At 43.9% G+C, this 23640-nt stretch carries 22 protein-coding genes and 1 other annotated feature; of the genes, 4 read left to right on the top strand and 18 right to left on the bottom strand.

Going from position 1 to position 23640, the window contains the following annotated elements:
* Both argH and QY97_RS05875 read right to left on the bottom strand, forming a co-directional pair.
* On the bottom strand, positions 1 to 1374 hold the full coding sequence (gene argH / locus QY97_RS05880; protein ID WP_039234203.1) for an argininosuccinate lyase: 1374 nt from the start codon (positions 1372 to 1374) through the stop codon (positions 1 to 3).
* Positions 1371 to 2579 carry an argininosuccinate synthase gene (locus tag QY97_RS05875; RefSeq protein ID WP_039234201.1) on the bottom strand — a complete coding sequence of 403 codons (1209 nt, stop codon included), beginning with the start codon at positions 2577 to 2579 and terminating at the stop codon, positions 1371 to 1373. The genes argH and QY97_RS05875 overlap by 4 nt, the downstream gene beginning before the upstream one ends.
* A gap of 210 nt (positions 2580 to 2789) precedes the next feature.
* Here QY97_RS05875 and QY97_RS05870 point away from each other — a divergent pair, with 210 nt between their 5' ends.
* Positions 2790 to 3086: a hypothetical protein gene (locus QY97_RS05870; RefSeq protein ID WP_039234198.1), complete on the top strand. Its 297-nt coding sequence runs from the start codon at positions 2790 to 2792 to the stop codon at positions 3084 to 3086.
* Between the two features lie 73 nt (positions 3087 to 3159).
* On the opposite strand, the gene QY97_RS05865 is transcribed toward QY97_RS05870, so the two are convergent.
* The 12 genes from QY97_RS05865 to ezrA form a co-directional block, all read right to left on the bottom strand.
* On the bottom strand, positions 3160 to 4002 hold the full coding sequence (locus QY97_RS05865; RefSeq protein WP_039234195.1) for an EcsC family protein: 843 nt from the start codon (positions 4000 to 4002) through the stop codon (positions 3160 to 3162).
* Between the two features lie 223 nt (positions 4003 to 4225).
* Positions 4226 to 5215, bottom strand: coding sequence for a class I SAM-dependent methyltransferase (locus QY97_RS05860; RefSeq protein ID WP_039234193.1), 990 nt, complete (start codon positions 5213 to 5215; stop codon positions 4226 to 4228).
* Positions 5216 to 5365: 150 nt separating this feature from the next.
* Positions 5366 to 5866 (bottom strand): thiol peroxidase, encoded by a 501-nt coding sequence (gene tpx, locus QY97_RS05855; protein ID WP_039234190.1) that lies wholly within the window; start codon positions 5864 to 5866, stop codon positions 5366 to 5368.
* 178 nt (positions 5867 to 6044) lie between these two features.
* Positions 6045 to 6497, bottom strand: a complete 453-nt coding sequence (ytfJ, locus tag QY97_RS05850) for a GerW family sporulation protein (protein ID WP_039234187.1) — start codon at positions 6495 to 6497, stop codon at positions 6045 to 6047.
* Positions 6494 to 7093: a DUF2953 domain-containing protein gene (locus tag QY97_RS19500; RefSeq protein ID WP_052728932.1), complete on the bottom strand. Its 600-nt coding sequence runs from the start codon at positions 7091 to 7093 to the stop codon at positions 6494 to 6496. Before QY97_RS19500 ends, ytfJ begins: the two co-directional genes overlap by 4 nt.
* 135 nt (positions 7094 to 7228) lie before the next feature.
* Positions 7229 to 7828 carry an RDD family protein gene (locus tag QY97_RS05840; RefSeq protein WP_082090018.1) on the bottom strand — a complete coding sequence of 200 codons (600 nt, stop codon included), beginning with the start codon at positions 7826 to 7828 and terminating at the stop codon, positions 7229 to 7231.
* A gap of 21 nt (positions 7829 to 7849) precedes the next feature.
* Positions 7850 to 8860 carry a signal peptide peptidase SppA gene (gene sppA / locus QY97_RS05835; protein ID WP_039234184.1) on the bottom strand — a complete coding sequence of 337 codons (1011 nt, stop codon included), beginning with the start codon at positions 8858 to 8860 and terminating at the stop codon, positions 7850 to 7852.
* Between the two features lie 198 nt (positions 8861 to 9058).
* The gene (rarD, locus tag QY97_RS05830; RefSeq protein WP_039234182.1) at positions 9059 to 9973 is read right to left on the bottom strand and encodes an EamA family transporter RarD; all 915 of its coding nucleotides are present in this window, start codon (positions 9971 to 9973) and stop codon (positions 9059 to 9061) included.
* Positions 9974 to 10118: 145 nt separating this feature from the next.
* Positions 10119 to 11699 (bottom strand): acyl-CoA synthetase MbcS, encoded by a 1581-nt coding sequence (gene mbcS / locus QY97_RS05825; RefSeq protein ID WP_039234179.1) that lies wholly within the window; start codon positions 11697 to 11699, stop codon positions 10119 to 10121.
* Positions 11700 to 11832: 133 nt separating this feature from the next.
* Positions 11833 to 13035 (bottom strand): tRNA uracil 4-sulfurtransferase ThiI, encoded by a 1203-nt coding sequence (gene thiI, locus QY97_RS05820; protein ID WP_039234176.1) that lies wholly within the window; start codon positions 13033 to 13035, stop codon positions 11833 to 11835.
* 5 nt (positions 13036 to 13040) lie between these two features.
* A complete protein-coding gene (locus QY97_RS05815; RefSeq protein ID WP_039234173.1) occupies positions 13041 to 14177 on the bottom strand; it encodes a cysteine desulfurase family protein in 1137 nt (378 codons plus the stop codon).
* A gap of 122 nt (positions 14178 to 14299) precedes the next feature.
* Complete coding sequence (ezrA, locus tag QY97_RS05810) at positions 14300 to 15997, bottom strand: septation ring formation regulator EzrA (RefSeq protein ID WP_039234169.1); 1698 nt, start codon at positions 15995 to 15997, stop codon at positions 14300 to 14302.
* A gap of 194 nt (positions 15998 to 16191) precedes the next feature.
* Between ezrA and hisJ the strand changes: the two genes are divergently transcribed.
* From hisJ to rpsD, 3 genes are all read left to right on the top strand, one after another.
* Positions 16192 to 17007 carry a histidinol-phosphatase HisJ gene (hisJ, locus tag QY97_RS05805; protein ID WP_039234165.1) on the top strand — a complete coding sequence of 272 codons (816 nt, stop codon included), beginning with the start codon at positions 16192 to 16194 and terminating at the stop codon, positions 17005 to 17007.
* Between the two features lie 3 nt (positions 17008 to 17010).
* The gene (locus QY97_RS05800) at positions 17011 to 17490 is read left to right on the top strand and encodes a GAF domain-containing protein (RefSeq protein ID WP_039234162.1); all 480 of its coding nucleotides are present in this window, start codon (positions 17011 to 17013) and stop codon (positions 17488 to 17490) included.
* Between the two features lie 336 nt (positions 17491 to 17826).
* Complete coding sequence (rpsD, locus tag QY97_RS05795; RefSeq protein ID WP_039234158.1) at positions 17827 to 18429, top strand: 30S ribosomal protein S4; 603 nt, start codon at positions 17827 to 17829, stop codon at positions 18427 to 18429.
* A 100-nt stretch (positions 18430 to 18529) separates the two neighbouring features.
* Here rpsD and uvsE read toward each other — a convergent pair whose 3' ends face one another.
* The 4 genes from uvsE to acsA all read right to left on the bottom strand — a co-directional run bounded on the left by uvsE (position 18530) and on the right by acsA (position 23628).
* A complete protein-coding gene (gene uvsE / locus QY97_RS05790) occupies positions 18530 to 19489 on the bottom strand; it encodes a UV DNA damage repair endonuclease UvsE (protein WP_039234156.1) in 960 nt (319 codons plus the stop codon).
* Between the two features lie 259 nt (positions 19490 to 19748).
* On the bottom strand, positions 19749 to 20090 hold the full coding sequence (locus QY97_RS05785) for a DnaD domain protein (RefSeq protein ID WP_157761883.1): 342 nt from the start codon (positions 20088 to 20090) through the stop codon (positions 19749 to 19751).
* Between the two features lie 175 nt (positions 20091 to 20265).
* Positions 20266 to 21528, bottom strand: a complete 1263-nt coding sequence (gene tyrS, locus QY97_RS05780) for a tyrosine--tRNA ligase (protein ID WP_039234150.1) — start codon at positions 21526 to 21528, stop codon at positions 20266 to 20268.
* Between the two features lie 59 nt (positions 21529 to 21587).
* Positions 21588 to 21799, bottom strand: a binding site (T-box leader).
* 107 nt (positions 21800 to 21906) lie between these two features.
* Complete coding sequence (acsA, locus tag QY97_RS05775; RefSeq protein ID WP_039234147.1) at positions 21907 to 23628, bottom strand: acetate--CoA ligase; 1722 nt, start codon at positions 23626 to 23628, stop codon at positions 21907 to 21909.
* Positions 23629 to 23640 lie beyond the last annotated feature (12 nt).

Raw genomic sequence — 23640 nt, 5'->3', positions numbered from 1 at the left:
TCATTTCACCAAGCTTTTCGCTGTCTCAATTTGGAGCTGAACCTGGTCGAAGCCAGTGCCGCCTAAAGACTTCCTTCTTTTGACGGCCTCATATGGAGACAATACTTGATAAATGTCTTCTTCAATGCAATCCGATGCTTCCTTCAGCTTCTCTAAAGGGAGATCTGCTAAATAGCATTGATGTTGAATGCAGTGAAGCACGAGCTTCCCTACAATCTCATGTGCTTCGCGGAATGGAATGCCTTTTGATGCCAAATAATCGGCCAGCTCCGTGGCATTGGAGAAATCGTTATGGACAGCTTCCTCTAAGCGGCCCTCATTCACCTTCATTGTTTGAACCATTCCAGTAAAAATCTTCAAGGAACCAATAAGTGTATGTACCGTATCAAACATGCCTTCCTTGTCTTCTTGCATATCTTTGTTATACGCAAGCGGCAAGCCTTTCAATACGGTCAATAGACTAAAAAGATTTCCATAGACGCGACCTGTCTTGCCTCGGATCAGCTCCGCCATATCTGGGTTCTTCTTCTGCGGCATAATACTTGAGCCGGTTGAGAAAGCGTCATCCATTTCAATGAATTGAAATTCCTGGCTCGACCAAAGAATCATTTCCTCAGCCAGACGGGACATGTGCATCATCAAAATAGAAGCGCTGCTTAAGAACTCCAGAATGAAGTCGCGATCGCTTACCGCATCCATACTGTTAGCATACACCTTGGAAAACCCAAGGAGTTCAGCCGACAATTCACGGTCAATTGGGAAAGTGGTTCCAGCCAGCGCTCCCGCCCCTAGAGGCGAGACATCTATGCGCTTCAATCCTTCTTGAAACCGCTCCTTGTCTCTTTGCAGCATCCAGAAATAAGCCATTAAATGGTGGCCGAATGAAATCGGCTGTGCTCTTTGCAGATGAGTATAACCGGGAGCAAGAGTTTCTACATTCTGCTCTGCTTTCTCCACAAGAGCTGTTTGAAACTGTTCAATAAGGCCAATGATCGATTCAACCTGCTCCTTCAAGTATAAATGCATATCAGTGGCAACTTGATCGTTTCGGCTCCGACCGGTATGCAGCTTGCCGCCGATCGGGCCGATTTCATCAATCAAGTGTTTTTCCAAATTTAAATGGATGTCCTCTTGGGCAACCGAGAATGTTAATTCACCTTTTGAAGCTTTCTCCTTTAAAGCTTCAAGGCCGCCCAAGATTTGACTGGCTTCTTCTTCTGACAGAATGCCTTGTTTTCCAAGCATTTTTACATGAGCCATGCTGCCTTTGAGGTCTTCAAAAACAAGTTCTTTATCAAAGTGGATAGAGGCGCCGAATTCATCTACCCATTCTTCCGCTGATTTTTGAAAGCGCCCTCCCCATAGCTTGCTCATTGATTGATTTTCTCTTTCTCTTGCTGAACAACTGCGTTCACTTTTGTCGGCAGACCCCATAGCTGGATAAATCCAACAGCTGCATCGTGGTTGAACTCATCATCTGGTGTGTACGTAGCCAGCTTTTCATCGTATAGAGAGTACTCAGATTTTCTTCCTTCAACAATTGCATGGCCCTTAAACAGTTTTACGCGTACAGTTCCAGTTACGAATTGCTGTGTCTGCTTTAAGAAAGCTTCAAGAGCTGCTTTCAAAGGAGAGAACCATAGACCCTCATAGATAAGCTCTGTCAATTTCTTTTCAATCACTGGCTTGAAATGAGCAAGCTCCTTTACAAGCGTTAAATCTTCTAGCTCTTTATGAGCCTTGATCAGCGTCATAGCGCCTGGGCACTCATATACCTCTCTTGATTTGATACCAACAAGACGATTCTCCACATGGTCAATTCTTCCAACTCCATGCTTGCCTGCTACTTCATTTAATTTCAGGATAAGCTGATCTAAAGAGTAGCTTTCACCGTTCAGCTTCACTGGTACCCCCTTCTCAAAAGCAATCTCTACCACTTCTGGTGTATCAGGAGTTTCTTCTAATGAAGCTGTTAAATCATAAGCCTCTTCCGGAGGAGCTGCCCAAGGATCCTCTAGAACGCCGCACTCATTGCTTCTTCCCCATAAGTTTTGGTCAATAGAGTATGGGCTGTCTAAGTTGATTGGGATCGGGATATTGTTTTTCTTCGCATATTCGATCTCTTCATCACGTGACCATTGCCAATCACGTACAGGCGCTAACACTTCAAGATTTGGATTTAATGCATTGATGGAAACCTCAAAACGAACTTGATCGTTTCCTTTTCCTGTACATCCGTGCGCTACAGCAACCGCACCTTCTTTTTCAGCTACCTCTACTAGCTTCTTCGCGATAAGCGGACGTGAAAGCGCAGATACAAGCGGATATTTTCCTTCATAAAGTGTATGACCTTGAAGAGCAAGAAGTGCATATTCATTTGCATATTCTTCTTTTGCATCAATCATGTAGCTGGCTACTGCGCCAACCTTCAAAGCTTTTTCTTTAACAAACTCTAAATCTTTTCCTTCACCGACATCCAGGCAGCAAGCCACCACGTCGTATCCTTTTTCTTTCAACCATGGAATGGCCACGGATGTATCTAAACCGCCTGAATAGGCTAAAACAACTTTTTTACCCATTTCTTTTTCCTCCTCTAAGCTGACCCCTATAAGTATAAATATACATTAAGTTTTATTTTTATTCCTTTCGATGAATAAAATATATCATGTTCCTCTGAAGGTTTCAAGTATTTATTTAAAAAAATTCATCAATTTGAATAAATAATCACTTTTTATTCTTTTGCAGAAAAAGCCAGAACAAGATACGATAAAAGAAAAAGGAGATTAGCTATGTATTTTCAATTAAACCGCCGGCTTGGCATCCGTATTCCTCATTTACCAAAAAGCTGGGAAGAACATTCCTCCTTGGAACAGGCCCGCATTCTTCATGAATGGGAGAATATTCGCGGAGCTATTCCTGACCGAATTAAAGAATTAGAAAGACAAATCCAATCCCGTCAGTCCCAGCTTGATCAAGAAGAGGACTTTCTCCGTTCCTGCCGCCTTAATGAAGAAATCAGTGACATTGCTTCTATTATTAACGACTTGTGGATTTGGTTTCGTACCACTCCATCTGTTAATAACTAGGACCTTAGCGATGGCTAAAAGAAACCCGTTCTCCATAAAGAGAACGGGTTTTCTGCCGGAGGAGATCTTTGGCTTATTCAGCTGCTTCTTTCTTCTCCTGCAGCCAGCGATATTGATAATACTTCTCCGCAAATTCGGTAATGTCTTTCGTTAAGCGGTAATTCGCTCCGGCTCCAATCGCCAGACCGATGATCGGCAAATTGGACACCTTTTTGTTTTTAAATACCGTGATCGCGAACAGCTTAGCAAACTGCTTAATCGTTCCTTCCAGCCAAGACGGGTCTGTTAAATACTCCTGCTCGTTGTAAAAATAAGGATTCTCTCTTTCTTCCAAGTCCATTAACAGCTCCTGCCAGCCTTCTGCCTTTAGCCTCTCAGGCAAGGTCGCTGCATGAAATACCTTTAAGGAAGCCATCATTTCGAACGGTTGCTGCGGATCATAACCGTAGGTCATAGCGGTGATTTGCACAGCCCGCAGATTAAGTATAGCAATCGCTGCAAGATCCGTACTAAGCGGAACAGCCCCTCCCGTTCCAGTTACTCCTCCTTGAACGAGAGAATACAGCCGCTGCCTGGATGAGTGCTGACTGTTTAGGTAACGTACTTGGTCAATCTTCAATTTTTTTAAATCTTGGATCGAGCTGATCTCTTCGTTAAATACACGGGCAGACATAATAATCCGCTCTCTTGCTTCATTTTGCAGCTGCGAACTTTGCAGCAAGGAATGTATCTGAAATAGCACATTATCCAGCTGAGTAAAGAAGGATTCAAGCGTTTCCTCCGGAAGTGCCATTAAAGCGCGATTCAGCCATTTAGAATATGTATACTGAAAGTCATTCCCTTCATAATCGGCCAGCCTTTGCTCCCAGTTCATCACGTCGTTCCATACCGCCTGTTCTCTTTCTGTCCAAGCCATTATCCATCCTCCCAGCATACTCCATTATTTTATTTATTTTCTATGATGATAGAAAAAAAGTCAATTCAGGCAATAAGCAGTTAAAGAAGCGGCATGGTATCTTCAAAGGTCATCGTTACTAAGCATTCTTTCTATATGTATATTCTCTTTCCTTTTCGACATGCTTCTAGTGTTACACCAGCTGCTGAAAAGAGAAGCTGCCAGGCACTGCCGGCAGCTTCTCTTACTTGTTTTCCTTAAACCATTCATTCATTTTATTCATAATCGATTGCACAGCCTGCTTGTTTTTCATAGAAGGCATGTTTGCTAAGAATACTTCCTTAGGTGCGGCCAATCCTTCTCCTTGTTTTTGCAGGATCAAAATACTCTTCGCTGCCTGCTTTGCTTTAAACATCGACTCCGGCAGCTGAATCAAGCCTTGAATATATACGTTCTTTTGAAAAAACTGCTGCAGTTTGTCTGCTTCCCCATCCTCAAACAGCCCATTTGGAATCAAAAAGAATAAATAGCCGCCGGGCTTTGTATGCTTAATGCTTTGTTCGATAAATAAATAATGGGCGTACGAATGCCCTTCCTGGGCGCGCAGCTCATAATCAGCAGCTCTTATATCATTAGGATACCAGCCAACCGGCAGGTCGCAAACAACAGCGTCCACAGGATCAATGAATAGAGGTTCAAGTGTATCCTGATTAAATAACTGAACGGGCTGTTCAATTAAGTTAGCTCCACACCAGGCCAGCTTCAATAATAAATCATCTATCTCTACACCAGCAGCAGAGACAAAGGCGTCTGGTTGGCGGTTTAGCACCGTCAGCAGCAAATTCCCTGTTCCTAGAGCAGGATCGAGAATAGACCAGCCCTTTTCCCCTTTCATAAATCTCTCCAGCAAGTAACTGATGAACAAACCGATGGAATCTGGCGTCATTTGGTGGTTAGGCTGCACATTCTCCTGCATGCCTTTTAGGATAGCCAGCTGGTACGCCTGGCGGATTTCTTCCTTCGAGTATCTTGATAAATGGGCTTCATCATATTGTTTCTGGATTCTTTTCTTTGCCACTTCACTAATCTCGTCCTGCAGAATCGTTTGCTGGAATAAATTCTCGGACGTTTCTGCTAGGGCATCTAAATATGTGCAGGATAACTCCTGCTGAAGAATGCTAGCTGTTTCATCAAAAGTACGAAACAAATGCTCAATTGGGGAAAATTCGTTCATGTTCTCTCCTCCTGTATATCTCTTATCCGCACAGAAGAGGAAAGCAGCAATGCCACAAACATGGGCAGCACGCTTACATGGCTGTCACCACTTCTTATACGTCGCGAAAAGAGCTGACCCTTGCAGAGCCAGCCCTTGCTTTTTTTACTTTTAGTTGGCGGCTTTTGCTGCCTCAATCGCTTTTTCATAATCTGGATGAGTCGTGCCTTCACTTACATACTCTGCATATGTAACTTTTCCTTCGCTATCTACCACGAATACAGAGCGTGCTAATAGGCGAAGCTCCTTCATTTGAACACCATACGCCTCACCGAAGGACATATCGCGATGATCGGAATAGATCTTTACATTTTCAAGTCCTTCTCCTGCACACCAGCGCTTTTGCGCAAATGGCAAGTCCGCAGAAATCGTAATCACTTCTACATTATCAATTTTAGATGCTTCTTCATTGAACTTACGTGTTTGCTGTTCGCATACGCCTGTATCAATGGAAGGGATAACGCTGATCAATCGCACCTTTCCATTCGAATCAGCTAATGTAACTTCAGATAGATCGTTAGCAAGAACGGTAAAATCAGGTGCTTGGTCGCCTGCTTTTACTTCGTTTCCAACTAGTGTAACTGGATTGCCTTTAAATGTGACATTTGCCATGCTTACATTCCTCCTCCTTCTTTTACACTCTTCATCATACTTGTTTAGCAAAAGAAATTGCAAGGAAAAGGATATACAGCGAACTGGGGCTTTTCTCCTTTGACACCCCGCAGGCAGCTAAAAATAGACAGCCTGAAAGAAAGTCATTCATGACTTCTTTTCCGGCTGCCTTTGGCATTTAAATAGAATAATCAGAGGGAGGCTTCTTGGAACTTGAAGATTGAGAACCCGAGGATGAAGAGGACTGGTTTGTATTCTTCTTCCCCATCATCCCCTGTATCTTATCAATGACGCCTGGGGCCAGGTCGATGATTTTATCCAATAAGTGTGTGTTCTCATCCACGTGCAATAACCGGACATCATCACCTTTTACAATTAAGAAAGCAACCGGTGTGATAGAGACACCGCCTCCGCTTCCTCCGCCAAATGGGCTTTTATCCTGTCCTGATTGCTGATTCATCATGAATTCGCTGCCCCCTGCTGCAAAACCAAATCCTACCTTGGAAATCGTCATGATAATGCTTCCATCAGGTGTTTCAACGGGGTCTCCGATAATTGTATTTACGTCAATCATTTCTTTCAAGTTTTCCATTGCAGTCGTCATTAATCCTTCAATTGGATGATCGCTCATCGTGATCCCTCCCGGTTAGCCGTTTTGTATAAAATTGGCGCCGCTTTTTGCTGGGATTTAAGTCGGCGCCCCAGTCTCAATAATTGAATGACTCCGGCTATAGCATGCCCTGCCCGCAAGGAAATCATACATGAGCATTCCGTTTCCAGGACGTTTCTTCCGAAAACTGGGGTTACTGCAGTAAATGGACTCATGGAGGCTTTCATGAACGGGCTGGCGGCTGATGATAGGCTCCCTTTGATAGCCCAAAGGACGCCTGTCACCATGCCCGTTAAAGCGGCATCTTTTGTGCCAAGAACAGTATCCCACCGCAAACTTTGAATGGTTACCCTCTTAAGCATATTAAGGAGGACGTTAAACTCTTCCTTTCCTGCTCTATGTATGGCTCTATTTGCTTTCTCCAATGACTGATCCGTTACTTCCTTAGGGGGCAAATGGATCGTCCAGCGCAGCCAGCCGCCAAGGAGAAATAGGCGGATGTACGCTCGTATATTTCCTTGTTTAGCAGAAAAGTAAAATAACACATAAATGTTCATTCGGCTAATGATCCAAATCACCCACAGGACCGCCAAAAGAGCTGATATCCACCACAGCAACTTGTCTTCCTCCTTTTTCCACTACCAGTGTGCCCACAGAGGCAACAAGCTAAACTTTACATTATAGAAAAACAGCCCGGCTGATGACCGGGCTGTTTACGGGCTTGCTTATTATGTCTCTTAACGTCTTATTTCTCACACGGTATGAGCAGATGTCCGAACAGCCAGCGACCGTTCATGAATGACGGCCGTATCAGCAAAATAATCGTGGAGCCCCTGCTTCTTCGGCATGAAAGCGACAATGACGTATAAAATCCAGATCGTCGCAGATAAATAGCGGCCAATCCATTCTCTGAAAAGCACTGTTGGCCATGAAAGTTGTGTGGCCTTTAAAGGAACAACCTTTAACCCAAACACCATTTTGCCAAGCGTTTGTCCTCTCCATTTTGTCATGAGAACAAAATACAAATAGAAAATAATGGAGGCAGCAATATTTTCAGCAGAGAAAACGCCGCCTCCCTCTTCCACTCCTGCCATTTGAAGCACCGGATAAACGAGCAGACGGGAAAGACTGCCGATTACAAGCAGATCAAGCAAGTACGCCCAAAGCCGCATCCAAAATCCCGCATAATGAAGGGCTGGGACAGCTTCCCCTGCATCCGGTAAATGCTCGGCTGCTAGCGTTCGTTCCTCCAGATACGTCTCTCGCTGCTCCTCTGTTTCATCGAGCAGCTGGCGCTCTTCTTCTCTTTGCTCTTCTTCTCTTTCCTTTTCGCTGCGAGAATCTTCTCTCATCTCTTCTCCCTCCTTTGTTTATTATTCAGCATATAAATACATAAGGCGTGGAGAATTCGGCTGCGTGAAAGCTTTCACTATTGACTCTAGTTCCTGGTTTCCGCCCATCAGCTGTCCTGCTTTCATCGTCAAAAAGGACGGCAGCCCCATGCTTGCTCCGTATGAAACGACTTGTGCGCCTTCGAGACCTGCGTCTTTCTTCAAGCCTTCAATGGTATCTTCTAAATAACCGAATTCATCGACCAAGTTTAGCTCTTTTGCTTGGCGGCCATCATACACACGGCCATCTGCCAGCTGCTTCACTCGTTCTTCAGACAGCCCTCGGCCATCTGCAATGACCTTTACAAAGCCATTGTACGAGTTATCGATTAATGATTGGACAATTTTCTCTTCCTCTTCAGTCATCTCACGTGAAGAACTTAAAATATCCTTGTGAGGACCGCTTTTAATTGTCACAAAATCAATACCTATGTTGTCCGCGAGCTCTTCATAGTTAACACTCTGCATAATGACACCAAGAGAGCCTGTCATCGTTTCAGGACTTGCGTAAATCTTATCAGCCGGGGCCGATATGTAATAGCCGCCAGATGCCGCCATGGACCCCATTGATACATACACTGGTTTGTTTGTCGCTTCCTGGATTTCTACGATTTTGTCATGTATTTGAGCGCTTTCCACTACTCCTCCGCCCGGTGTATTGACGTCAAGCACAATGCCTTTTACCGTATTGTCTTGCTGGGCCTGCTCCAGCTGCTTCATAAAGCTCTCGTGATTATAGCCTGGTGCAGACAGAAAAGATTCTGTTGTCGAGGTATCCTGGATCACTCCGTCCACCTCTAACACCACAATTTTTTCTGCGGGATTACCTTCCTCTTCTACCTTTTCTGTAAATTCTTCGCCGCCCGGAGCAACAGCTGTTTCGAAGGCCGATGAAAAATCAGTTGTCAGCGCATTAAAGGCTGTACTGACAAGAACGGACACAAGAAACAACCCGATAGCAAGCGATAAGGCAATAATCCTCTTCGTATTCAATTAGCTCTCCCCTTTCTCTTCTTCTCACTCTGCCGCTGCCTTTCCCACAGCAACGCACACGTGACCTTACTTTATTCTAACAAAACAGGAAAAAATATTCATGCCGCGTTCCTTTCTCATAGCCTTCTCTTCTATCCTATGAAAAGAGAAGGTCAACATTCGATGAAAACAAAAAGAAGCGTGCTCTTGCATGCTTCTTTAATGCCGCTCTATAAAAGATTGTTTCTTTTGGAACCATTTCGTTTGCGAAAGAGTAAAAACAATGAGCGCTGTCCAAATAAATGCAAAAGCCAGCAGCTGAACAGACGAAAACGGTTCGTGATAAGCGAATAGACCCAAAAACAGCGTCATCGTTGGTGTAATATACTGCAAAATACCAATCATGGAGAGCGGTATTTTCGGAGCCCCTTCCGCGAATAACAACAGTGGAAGCGCGGTTACAGCACCACCAGCAATCAGCAGTAAATCTGTAGCCGTTGATACAGAAAAGAGTGCCAGCTGCTCTTTAGAAGATAAATAGATTAAAAATAGAACAGCTGCCGGAGTAACGATCAGCGTTTCAAGCATCAAGCCGGATGCTGCCTCTAATTGAATAGTTTTCTTCATCAATCCGTACAAGGCAAAAGTAACGGCCAAGCCGAGAGAAACCCACGGAAGCTGCCCGTAAGATACCGTTAGAACTAGAACACCGGCCGCTGCAAGGATAACGGAAAACACCTGGGCTCTTGATAAGGATTCTTTTAAGATAAATACGCCGAGAAGCACACTCATTAACGGATTAATATAATAGCCAAGGCTTGTCTCAATCACCCGATCATGGGTAACTGCCCAAATATATAAGAACCAGTTACAGCTAATAAGTAAGGAAGCAGCAGTAAGAACGATAGCCTGCTTCGGCTTCTCTATTAACGACAGTACAGCTGTACGCACCTTTCTGATATTCCTTGTTAAAAGAATAAATATAACAACAAAAACAAAAGACCAGATAATACGATTTGCCAAAATCTCATAAGCAGCTACATGCTCGATCAGCTTCCAATAAATAGGAAAAAGCCCCCATATTAAGTAGGCTATAAAGATGGACAGCATACCTGCTCTTGACTGTTCGTTCATTCTAACCACCTGTTTCTTCTAGATTCGAAATAACATTAATTATACTCTGTTTAATCGGAAAAGCAACGGCTGCTTCCTCTGTCTTTCACTATAAACGCGCAAAAAAGAAGGCCAGAATTCCTTCTAGCCCTCTCGTTCGTCATTATTAGACTCTTGCTTTGTTCTCCGCTTCTCTCAATTCGATACGGCGGATTTTCCCTGAGTTTGTTTTCGGTAACGTCTCGACAAATTCAATTTTTCGAGGGTATTTATACGGAGCAGTCAGGTTTTTCACATGATCTTGTAAAGTGCGCACCAATTTTCTTTCCTGCGGGTCAATTCCTTCCTGCAGGACGACAAACGCTTTAACCACATGACCGCGAATCTCATCGGGACTGGCTATTACTGCACATTCCTTTACATACGGATGCTTTACTAATGCATCCTCCACTTCAAATGGTCCAATCGTATAGCCCGAGCTGACAATAATATCATCACTGCGTCCTTCAAACCAGTAATACCCATCTTCATCCTTCTTCGCTTTATCGCCCGTTAAGTAATAATCGCCCCTAAATTGTTTGGCTGTTCTTTCAGGCTCTCTATAATAACATTTAAAGAGGGCAGGGGTATCTTTATGAACCGCTATGTCGCCAATCTCCCCTGCTCCTACCGGCTCTCCACCCTCATTAATAATCTCCACCCGGTTGCCTGGTGTTGGCTTGCCCATAGAGCCCGGCTTGATCTCCATGCCCTTCATCACACCTACAACAAGCGTGCTTTCTGTCTGTCCATATCCATCACGCACATCAATATTGAAACAGCTGCGGAACGTGTCGATCACCTCACGGTTCAACGGCTCTCCCGCTGAAACAGCGCTGTGCAAATGGGACAGGTCATAGCTTTTTAGATTATGCACCTTTGCCATTAACCGGTATTCTGTCGGTGTGCAGCATAGTACATTTACCTTGTGCTGCTCCATCAGCTTTAAATACCTTTTAGGCTCAAACCGACCGTGATATACGAATCCAGTTGCGCCTGAACCAAGAACAGACAGGAACGGACTCCAGGTCCACTTTTGCCAGCCCGGCCCTGCTGTTGCCCAGACTACATCTCCTTCTCTCACATTCAACCAGCTAGCAGCTGCCGTCCGCAAATGAGCATATCCCCAGCCATGTGTATGTACTACGCCTTTTGGATTGCCGGTTGTACCAGAAGTGTACGGAAGAAAAGCAATATCATCTTTAGATGTCTCGACGGTCTCCAGCTCTTCAGGTGCTCCTTCTGTCCTTTCCTCCAGGTTCATCCAGCCTTCTGCTTCTCCGCCAAACACAAACTTAGTCAGTTCATTAATTCTTTGGGTTTGATTTAATTCATCAACGAAAGGTGAATAGCATACAACACCTTTCACGTCAGCGTGTTCAATGCGGTAATCTAAATCCTTGGCGCGCAGCAATTCAGCGCTCGGAATAATAATAAGCCCTGTTTTCAAGGCAGCTAAAAATATTTCATATGCCTCGATGACACGAGGAACAACAATAAGAATGGGATCTCCCTTTTTCAATCCGCTCTCTAAAAATGCATGGCCAATTTGGTTGGCTCTTTTCATCAGATTTGCGTAAGTGATTTCTTTCTCTTCTCCTGCTTCGTTTTGCCATTTTAAGGCTAAACGGTTAGGATCGCTTGCAAATCTTTCTACTTCCATCACGATATTGTAACGTTCAGGTGCAAGTAAGTCCTCTCTTTTCATTCTCTTACTCCTCCTTCTAGTATGAGATTATTATACCAGATAATAAAAAATTAAAAAGTTTTTTACCTTCACAGCAAATAAAAAAAGAACCTTCCGGATACCCTTAACGGTCCCTGAAGGTTCTATTATCTCCCTATAGTAGTTCGGAAAATTCACTAGCTGCTTTCTCTTCCGGCAGCTGAATGACTTCTGTATTTTCTATTGCTTCTTTAATCAATTCTTCAAAATTCACCGAGCTTTCATACTGTTGCACTTTCTCCAGCTTCGGTCTCGTCTTTGGAGCCGCCGGTGTAAAAATGGTACAGCAGTCCTCGTAAGGAAGAATAGAAATATCATGCGTGCCAATTTGCTGGGCAATTTCAATAATGTCCAGCTTATCCATTGCGATCAGCGGACGCAAAATTGGAGTAGGCGTCACTGCGTTAATAGCCAACATGCTTTCAAGCGTCTGGCTGGCTACTTGTCCAAGACTCTCTCCTGTTACCAGCGCGAGTGCTCCTTGCTTTCGCCGAATCTCATCCGCAATTTCCATCATCGCTCTTCTTGTAGACGTCATAGTATAGCCGCTTGGCACTTTCTCCTGAATCTTTTGCTGAATGGCCGTGAACGGAACAACATGCACCTTCATCTTTGCCCCAAACGCGGTTAGCTTTTCAGCCAGATCAAGCACCTTTTGCTTGGCACGCTCACTTGTATAAGGCGGACTGTGGAAATGAATAGCTTCAATTTCCACTCCCCTTTTCATCATCATATATCCTGCGACAGGACTGTCAATCCCGCCTGATAAAAGGAGCATAGCTTTGCCGCTGGTGCCCGCCGGCAGACCCGTCGCCCCTGGGTACTTCTCGCAGGACAGGTACACTCCCTCTTTTCTTACCTCTACAAGCAAGTTAATATCTGGATTTTTCACGTCGACAGTAAGACCCTCCATGCGCTGAAGCACATACCCGCCGACAGCCTGGTTAATGCCATTTGTATCCAGCTCGAACTGCTTATCAGAACGGCGGGCAGATACTTTAAACGTTTTTCCTTTGCTGAAATTCTTTCGGACAAGCTCCAATGCCGCTGCCTGAATCTCTTCTATATTCTGCTCCGTGCGCACGACCGGACTGAAAGACTGAATACCGAACACTTGCTTCAACGGTTCCTTGACTTCCTCAAACGGAGTGCCTTTTAAGTGTATAAATAAACGGTCATGCCTTACTTGCAGGCGGATATTCGGAAATTCCCGAAGCGCATGCATAATACTTTTCTTTAATTTATTCGTAAAGAGACTGCGGTTACGGCCTTTCGTCGAAAGCTCGCCATATCTTACTAACACACGGTCGTAATTCATTGTTGTCACCTCTGCACCTTTGCTAATGTAGGAATTGTATCCTTTAAAATTTGAATGAATGCTTCTGCTTCTTGTCTTGTATTTTCATACGACAGGCTGAGCCGAACACTGCTGTCAGCTATTTCCTTCGGTACACCCATAGCGGTAAGGACCGTGCTTGTCTTTTTCTGTCTCGAAGAGCAGGCACTTGTTGTTGATAAGTAGCAGCCCCTCTCTTCAAGCGCATGAACAAGAACTTCACCCTTTAAGCGCTCAACTGAAAAGTTTAAAATGTGCGGAGCGCAGCCTTCTCGAGGAGTATGAATGATTACATCCTGTCTACCTTCAAGCTCCTTACGCAGGAATTGCTGGACGGCTCTTAGACGCTCGCCATGTTCACGACGATGCTCCTCTATGAGACGAAGCGCTTTCGCCATAGCTGCTACCCCGCCAGCGTTTTCTGTGCCGCTGCGAAATCCGCTTTCTTGATTGCCGCCTGACAGAAGAGCTGACAGCTTCACTCCCTTTTTCTTGTATAATACGCCGTTTCCCTTTAATCCATGAAACTTATGGGCGGACAACGTGCATAAATCGATATTTTCAAGATTTAGCGGTACCTTTCCCCGTCCTTGCACATCATCCACATGGAACAATACTTGGGGTTCATTCTTCAATAGCTTAGCGATTTCCTGTATCGGCTGAATTGCTCCCGTTTCGTTGTTCACATGCATAATCGATACAAGAATCGTCTCATTCGTTAACGCGGCAGCCACATCCTCTGCTGAGACTTGTCCGTGCGAGTCCACAGGCAGGTAGCTGACACGAAAGCCATGCTCTTCTAATTGCTGGCAGGCATTTATAACAGATGGGTGCTCTGTCTGCTGGGTAATAATATGACGTCCCCGATGCATATTAGCAAGAGCAGTGCCTTTTATAGCTAAATTGTTTGCTTCTGTTCCACCTGAAGTAAAGATAATATTTTCAGCCTCTGTTCCTAACAGAGAAGCCATTTGTTTACGTGATTCGAACAGCAGCCGCTCCGCCTGCAGGCCTAAATGATGGAGAGAGGACGGATTCCCAAAGAACTGTTCATTCACTTTAACATAGGTGGACAAAGCTTCCTTATATGGTTTGGTTGTTGCGCTATTATCAAAGTAAATCATGTCTGCACCTGCTTTATCCCTTGTTTATTCAACTACTTATCATAGCATAGCCGTCTTTTGAAAGAAATGTTCTTCCGTAAAAAAACTCCGTCCGGCTGTCGATAGCCCGGACGGAGTTTACTCTATTGCTCTTTCTTATTCATCATTTTTTCCAATTGCTTTAACCCTTTTGGATCGACTTTATGAATGGCTGTAGCAGCCTCCTCAAGGGCAGAGCGATAATCATAATTTCTAAAGGCTCGTTCCGCCTGCTGAAGCTTCTCCGTAATAGCCGGATGGGAACGTTTGTATCTATTTCCGTATTGAATCATTCGTTCCGCCAGCTCTGCCTGCTCCACTACTTCGGCCGTCTTACGCTCAAGACCATCTACTGATGCAATAGCCTCCTTGAGCTTTTCCTGAACGGATTTAATATTAAGCGGCGTTTCTTTAAGCGACTGCTGAGCTTCCTTGATCCGATCGACTGTCTCCTCCGTTAGCACCTCATAAAAATCCGGAACTCCCGGGATATTGCTTTTATCCACTACACGGAAAATGTCGGTAACCTTCTTGCGGAGCTCATTGATCTTCTCACGAGCTTCGATCTCATCCTTGCGAAGAGTTTTTAAGAAGCTGCTAAAGCTCGCTTGTTCCTTCTGAAGTTCCTGAAGCTGGATTTGAATTTCTTTCAGCTCGTCATGCAGGAAGGAATAGGCTGTCTTTTGCTCAGAGATTCTAGTTTCAAGAATATCGTATCTTTGTCCAAGACGATAAATGTCCTCCTCCAGCTGTTTAGGGACACTCCATTCTTCTTCTGTCAGCTCATAAGTCTGCCGCACATGCTCTGTTTCCTCTTGAAGCTCTTCATTGGTTACTCTTGCCTCTTCGATGAGATCTCTCGTTTGAGTATGGTTCGTAACAAGGAAGTGCTTGGCTTCTACTTCCTTCTCCAGCAGTTCGTAGAAGAAGTCGATATTCTCCTTCACATCTCGAATACCAGCCTCTACTTCATCTATCTCTGTTTTAACAATGAAGTCTTTATATACATTCAGCTGTTTGCGCAGGCTTGCTATCTCTTTCTCAAGCTGCAGATGATCCAAGAGGTATCCTTGGTGCTTCATTTCTTTATATCCGGACTCAATTTCGTTAAGCTGTGAAGGCAGTAAATTAGTCGTCTCTGCCATAAGCAAAGGAATGAGCTCCATTTTACGCAAAATTAAAATCACAGACTCTTTAAGCTTCAAAATGACTTCACGCGCTTCGAGGTAGTTCCCCTCTTTTGTCAGGTCTTCAAATGTTTGAAAGCCTTCAGACAAGGACTCAAGCTGCTCCTCCAGCACCGCGGCCGCTTTTCCGAATGTGTGACGGTGAGCAAGGAGGCGTTTCTTAGCGATTCGCTGCTTCTCCTTCAGCTCCTCCCTCTCCACACGGTTGTTCTCTTCGCTTCCAATTAGCTCACCAAGCTCAGATAGAATGAGATCAATTTTCTTTTCTGCTTCTTCCAGTTTGCGAGCAGCTGCTTCATTGCTGGCTCTTGCTTTTTTAAACTTAAACCAGTCGGCCCGCCTTTCTGCCTCTAGTAAATAACCGTCCGCCTGCACGATATCCTCTAGCAGCACATCGTCCCAAGTATGGCGCCAGCGATCAAACAGTTCCTCTGTCTGGCCCGTTAAGTTCAGAGCCTTCACTTTTGAGAGTTCGTCGGCAACCGGTCTCTCTGTTAATTCTTGTTTCTTTTCATCTAGTTCATCAATCTCTTTATATACCTTATTTCTATTAAAATAGGCAATAATAAGCAGGATAGCTATTGCTACCAGAACTGCACCTATAACGTATTCCATTGTAAGCCCCCTGTTCTTTCACTGCGCAGTCATCTTAGTATGTATTGATTATTCTTCTCATTCTCGTGTAATTCGCCATTAATAATGATACCATGTATATCGCTGTTTTTGACGACAAATTTCTTTTTTTTTCAGCTCATATGTGTATTTTTTGTTAAACTAGGTACATCATCACTTTTTGGGAGGCATTTCTTATGAAAAGAGACGGACATATTCATACGCCCTTTTGCCCGCACGGAACGACTGATTCGTTAGAAAGCTATGTAGAAGAAGCAATCCATCAAGGGTTCACCCACCTGACCTTTACGGAGCATGCACCTTTACCGGATGGCTTCCTGGATACAACCCCCACAAGGGACAGCGGCATGGACCGTTCGCAGCTGGATAATTACTTCATTTTACTGGATCGGCTCAAGAAAGAATATGCTTCTGCCATATCTATTAAAGCGGGGTTGGAAATAGACTTCATTGAAGGATTCGAAGCGCAGACTGCTCATTTGTTAAATGAATACGGCCCGCTGCTGGATGATTCCATTTTGTCCGTCCACTTTCTGAAGCATAGACAAGATTGGTATTGCCTTGATTACAGTGCTGATTATTTCGAAAAAATTATTCGTGCCTTCGGTTCTATAACTGCTGTATATACAGCATATTTCCAAACTGTCAAACAGTCAATTGAAGCGAATCTTGGACCCTATAAACCAACCCGTATTGGACATATGACGCTCGTGCATAAATTCCAGAAACAATTCCCTTGCAAAAAGGATTTCAGCAGAGAGATTGATGAATTGCTTCATTCGGTAAAAAGCAGCGGCTATGAACTCGATTTCAATGGAGCCGGGCTTATGAAGCCGCTCTGCCAGGAGACGTATCCTCCCCCTGCCGTCGCTCAGAAGGCAAAACAAATGGGCATTCCTCTTGTTTATGGATCAGATGCTCATCAAGCCAAGGACATAGGTCAGGGCTGGAAGGACATGCCCCTTCTTCACGATTCATTGAAAGAGGTGTAATACATGTTTCAAACAACCAACTATCAAGGAACTAAAACAGAAAACTATGAACTTGTGATCAAACAGCTTCGTGCTTTGCTAGAGGATGAGAAGAATCAAATAGCTAACTTAAGTAATGCCGCCGCCCTCTTAAATCAGTTTCTCGACAACGTTAACTGGGTTGGCTTTTATTTAACCGAAGGAGAGGAGCTCGTTCTCGGCCCGTTCCAGGGACTGCCCGCTTGCGTTCGCATTCCTTTCGGGAAAGGCGTATGCGGCACAGCAGCGAGTGAGAAAAGAACACAGAGAATTGCCGATGTTCATGCTTTCCCTGGCCATATTGCATGCGATGCTGCCTCCCAATCAGAAATTGTTATCCCGCTCGTCAAAGACAATGTCACCATTGGAGTTTTGGACATCGACAGTCCGATAAAGAACCGCTTTGATGAAATTGACCAGCAAATGCTTGAAGCCTTCAGCCAAGCATTAATCGAATACTTATAATAATAGAATGGCACTGTTCTTCATTGTAAGTCTTTTATATCCTTGCAGCGAACAGTGCCGTTTATTTAAACGCTTTTCCTTAAGCTTCATGTTTGTGTAAAAAACTCTCCTTGACACAAGGCTATGTAAATTATATACTGTTCTTTGTGTAAAATAAATGCAGCCTATGTGAACACTGTTAGCCGTTCATTTTGTTCCTTTGTCGCTCACGACAAATGGTGCATCGCGTAACCCTCTGCTGCAGGGGCGATGGTGCATGAAAACAAAATGACCTAATTGTTGTCGCACCGGTTTTTATTTTACAACAAAATAAAAACTAAAAGGAGGAGCTATATTATGGCTCGCTATACTGGCCCAAGCTGGAAAATTTCCCGCCGCCTTGGAATCTCTCTAAGCGGTACAGGTAAAGAATTAGAAAAACGTCCTTACGCACCTGGACAACACGGTCCAAACCAACGCAGAAAGTTATCTGAATACGGACTTCAATTACAAGAGAAGCAAAAGCTTCGTCATATGTATGGTGTAAACGAGCGCCAATTTAAAAACTTATTCGTTAAAGCTGGTAAAATGAAAGGTGTATACGGCGAAAACTTCATGATCCTTCTTGAAAGCCGCCTGGACAACCTTGTTTACCGTCTTGGCCTAGCTCGTACTCGCCGTCAAGCTCGTCAGCTAGTTAACCATGGACATGTGACTGTTGATGGACAACGCGTGGATATCCCGTCTTACCAAGTAAAACCTGGTCAAACAATCGGTATTCGCGAAAAGTCTAAAAACCTTACTATCGTAAAAGAAGCAATCGAAGTAAATAACTTCGTACCAGATTATTTAACTTTCGATGCTGAGAAATTAGAAGGTACGTTTACTCGCCTTCCTGAGCGTTCTGAGCTTCCAGCTGAGATCAACGAATCTCTAATCGTTGAGTATTACTCTCGTTAATAACTTTGCTTTGCAAAGCATAACGTTAAAAACCCTGGAAACCTTGTTAAGTCAAGGCGCCCAGGGCTTTTTTGTTTTCTCTATTATCACTTTCCTTACACTACTTTAAATAGAAAGAAGATCCACCCATCATTTCAACATCTTTTCTTTTTTTAACCTCTTGAATTAAGGTAAATAGAGCTTCATCCTTCTTTTTCGCCTCAATCATACAATCAATTTGCGGAACTGTTCCTTTAATTTCTCTTAGAAATCTAAAAAACATATCAATGTCCACATAATCTGAATGATGCCGGAATGCAGATTCACTTTTTGGACTTGAGATATGCATTTTAATTGGAAGAGATGAATCCTTCCAAGTTGCCACAACACGATCCCAATTTTCTTCCCACTTTTCATTCTCATGGTGGGCAAGATGATGATGATAATCAAATACAAGTGGGATTCCTAATTTTTCACATAAATAAAGAGTATCATCGAGTGTGAAGGAAGTATCATCATTTTCAAGCATGATCATTTTTTGGATAGCTTTCGGGACACTCATCCAATTATCTACAAAGCGCGACTGATCAGTTTCCTTATAGTTACCGCCGACATGGAGCACACAGCGGTGAATTGGGTCTACTTTCATCCCCCTTAACAATAGGTAATGCATCTTCAAGGTTTTTAATGAGTTTTTGAATACTTCTATTTTTGAGGAGTTCAGCACAACAAAGTGGTCTGGATGAAAATCAATTCTCATGTTGTGTTTTTTTACAAATTCTCCTATTTCGTGCAGCTTCCCCTTTAGCGGCTTTATATAGTCCCAATCTGGAAGGTCGGCATGGTTGGCGAGCGGAATCAGCCGGGAGGTTAAACGGTAAAAGTAAATATCACTAAAGGCATTATGCTTAAGCAGCCTGTGTGTATTTTCTAAATTAGCCAGTGCAATCCGTTCTAGTTTGCGAATCGCCGATTCACGGTCGCCGATTTTCTGGAATTGAGCAAACGTCATGGTTTTGGACGGAGAAGCGTTTTTGAGTTCCATACTCATCGCTACATACCCTAGTCGTACAATCGTCATTTTTTCCACCTCATCTATTAGTATGGAGAAAATGTGATGGCAGTAGACAATTTTATATAAAATAACTCTATACTGCCCAGCAATCGACGAAAGCTTTTTTAAAACAAAGAAAGCATCAACTTTTTAACAGTTGACGCCTTTTGATGATCTTATATATAGCGAGCGGGACCATAGCCGCCTTCAGCTTCTTTGTCTACGGGCCTCGATGAGACGAATAAATAGCAACACACCTTTTACTGTCTTCATCCCCCTGTATATGCTAGGCCCACTTCTGAATATTTCTAGTGCTTAAGCTCCCCTTCCATTTCCGGTACTGCCTATGCTCTTTTCTCACAAAAATGATTGCCTGCTCAATAGTACTTACCTCATACTTTGCCCAATGCTCAGCAATACTTCTAATTAATGAACGATTCATTTTCATCCCGCTGGACAGCAGAACAAACTCTAATAATACATTGACCACGCCGTCGTTAAAGCCCGCAGCCTTTAACTCTTCAATAACCTCCAAGTCCCTTGCAGAGACTGTATTAGCTTTATATTTCGAAAGGAATTCTTCGGATGTGAGCCCTTTAAATCGATTAATCAGCTCTTCTGTAACCATGTCTTCACGCCTTCCTTTACTTTTCAATAATTGTAACATATAACCAATAGCTAAAAAAAAGAAAATTCTATCCCCTCTTTTTTCTTGTATCTATTCACTTGTAGCCGTCATCATTAAACTCATTGCAGAGCAATAATAAAAAGCTGGCTTAAAGCCAGCTTTTTCATACATCACATTATTTATATTTAATCAAGTAGTACTTTTTCTTTCCTCGGCGAATGACTGTGAATTGTCCTTCCATTTTATCTGTCTCTGACAAGATATAAGAAGTGTCTTTCACTTTGTCACCGTTAATGGACACCGCTCCATTTTGGATATCCTCTCTCGCCTGGCGCTTGGAAGAAGAGATGCCGGCAGCTACAAGCAAGTCCACCAGGTTGGTCTCTTCATCAGCGGCTTGCTCGAATGTCGGTACATCTTTGAAGCCTTGCTTCACTTCTGAAGCGGTTAAGCTCTTAATATCACCGCTAAACAACGCTTCTGTTATTTTTTTCGCTTGTTCAAGCGACTGGTCTCCATGAATAAGACGTGTCATCTCTTCAGCAAGAGCTTTCTGCGCTTTGCGAAGATGAGGTTCTTCCTCTACAGACACCTGCAGGCCTTCGATTTCTTCCTTAGACAGGAACGTGAACAGCTTTAAGTATTTAATGACATCTGCGTCAGCTGTATTGATCCAGAATTGATAGAACTCATAAGGGGATGTCTTTTCGGGATCGAGCCATACGGCGCCGCTTTCTGTTTTTCCAAACTTTGTTCCGTCTGCTTTTGTTACAAGCGGAATCGTTAAGCCATATGCTGCCTCGCTCTCTGGTGCCATTTTACGGATCAGCTCAAGACCTGTCGTGATATTCCCCCATTGATCACTTCCGCCAATTTGCATTCTGCAATTGTGTTTCTCGTATAAATGGAAGAAATCCATCGCCTGCAAAATGGTATACGTAAATTCTGTAAAGGAAATGCCTGTGTCTAAGCGTGAAGCAATCGTATCTTTAGCAAGCATGTAATTGACGCCAATATGCTTACCAAAGTCGCGAAGGAATGTCACTATATCCATGGAGCCGGCCCAGTCATAGTTATTAACAAGCTTCGCTCCATTCTCCCCATCAAAATCAAAAATTTGTTCCATCTGCTTTTTAAGGCAAGCAACATTATGCTGTACTGTTTCAAGCGTTTGCAGCTTGCGCTCTTCCTTCTTACCGCTTGGGTCTCCAATCAATCCAGTCGCTCCCCCTACGAGAACAATTGGACGGTGTCCATGATTTTGGAAACGACGTAATGTTAGAAATGGAAGCAGATGTCCAATATGCATACTATCTGCTGTCGGATCTACTCCACAATAAAGAGAGATTTTCTCTTTTTCTAAAAGCTCTTGAATGCCTTCTTCATCGGTTTGCTGGTAAATGATCCCTCGCCATTGCAGTTCTTCTAACAAATTCATTTTGTATTCTTCCTTTCTTTGTCAATATAACAAGCAAACAAAAAAAGCGCCCCTGCTGATGCAGGGACGCTGATTGCGCGGTACCACCCAAGCTTGAGAATCACGGTTCTCCACTTTGTTCGATAACGGTTTGTCCGTTTGCTGCTACTTATCCGTTCACAGCAAAAGCTCCAGGAGGTAATTCGTTCAGCTATTTGTGCCGATTTCCACCAACCACCGGCTCTCTAATAAACAGGGATAGTGAACTACTGAATCCTTTCAACGCTAACTATGTACATGTATACGTCATATTTAATCAAAGGACTAAACAAATGTCAAACGAATTTTAAAATGAAATAAGCCAGCCCTTGAGAAAGAGCTGGCTTGTTGGATAATAAATTAATCTTCCATTGTAGATAAGTCACCTGTTGGAAGATCTAACTCCCAAGCTTTTAATACGCGGCGCATAATTTTACCGCTTCGCGTTTTCGGCAGTTTATCACGGAATTCAATCTCTCTTGGTGCTGCGTGAGCGGCAAGTCCCGTTTTTACAAACTGGCGGATCTCTTCTTTCAGCTCATCTGTTGCTTCGTGTCCCTCACGAAGAGCAACGAAAGCTTTAATAATTTCACCGCGTACTGGGTCAGGCTTGCCGATTACCCCGGCTTCTGCCACCGCTGGATGTTCCACAAGTTTGCTCTCCACCTCAAACGGTCCAACACGTTCTCCGGCTGTCATGATGACATCATCTACACGGCCTTGGAACCAGAAGTAGCCATCCTCATCCATATAAGCAGAGTCACCGGATACATACCAGCCGCCTGGCATGAAATAGGATTCATACTTCTCTGGGTTGTTCCAGATAGTGGTCATCATGGATGGCCAGCCTTTCTGAATAGCGAGGTTGCCCATACGGTTAGGAGGAAGCTCGTTGCCTTGGTCATCTACGATCGCTGCCTTCACACCTGGAACCGGCTTGCCCATTGAACCCGGGCGGATTTCCATCGATGGATAGTTACAAATAATATGAGCACCTGTTTCTGTCATCCACCATGTATCATGAATGCGCAGGTTGAAGACTTTCATTCCCCATCGGATTACTTCAGGGTTGAGCGGTTCACCAACGCTTAGAATATGTCTTAATGAGCTTAAATCAAATTGCTTTACAGCTTCATCTCCGGCTCCCATTAACATACGGAAGGCCGTTGGTGCACTGTACCATACAGTTACTTTGTAATCTTCAAGTGTTTGATACCAGCTTTCCGGCTTGAAGCGGCCGCCGACGATTACGTTCGTAGTTCCTGTCAGCCAAGGGCCGAAAATACCGTAGGATGTTCCCGTTACCCAGCCTGGATCGGCTGTGCACCAGTACACATCGTCCTCCTGCAGGTCAAGCACCCATTTAGCGGTTTGATACTGCTGGATCATCGCGCGATGGACATGAAGTACTCCTTTCGGTCTGCCTGTTGAACCGGAAGTGTAATGAAGAATCATTCCGTCGTCAAGATCTACCCATTCGATGTCAAAGGAGGCAGAAGCATTCTGCATTTCCTTATTGAAGTCAATATACTTATCCCCAGCTGGAGCTTCGCCGCCTACAATAAATACCTTTTGTAAGTCAGGAAGCTCATCAACCGGCACGCGCGGAAGCAGCTCTGGCGTTGTAATGATTGCCTTAGCGCTGCTGTCTTCCAAGCGGTCACGGACTGCACCCTCCATAAAGGCTTCAAAAAGCGGACCAACAATAGCACCGACTTTAATTGCTCCTAATACAGCAAAATATAACTCTGGTGAACGCGGCATAAAGATAAATACACGATCACCTTTTTCTATATTTCCAGATTGCTTGATTACATTAGCTGCCTGGTTTGTCTTTTCTTTCATATCTGCAAAAGTGTATTGCTCATTCCGCCCAGCGTCTCTGTAATAAAGCGCTACTTTATCCATGCGCTCCGGAGACTCTGCATGGCGGTCAATGGTTTCGTAAGCAATATTTACTTTGCCAGTTTCAGACCATGTGAAGTTCTTTTCGGCATCTTTCCAATCGAACGACTCATACACCTCTTCATAACTTTTTAAGTTATGATCCCCTTTTTGTACTGATAACGTTTCCAATTTCATATGACCGTTCCC

The organism is Bacillus thermotolerans, from assembly GCF_000812025.2.
GTDB lineage: Bacteria > Bacillota > Bacilli > Bacillales > Domibacillaceae > Quasibacillus > Quasibacillus thermotolerans.
This window is presented reverse-complemented; position numbering and strand designations above follow the sequence as displayed.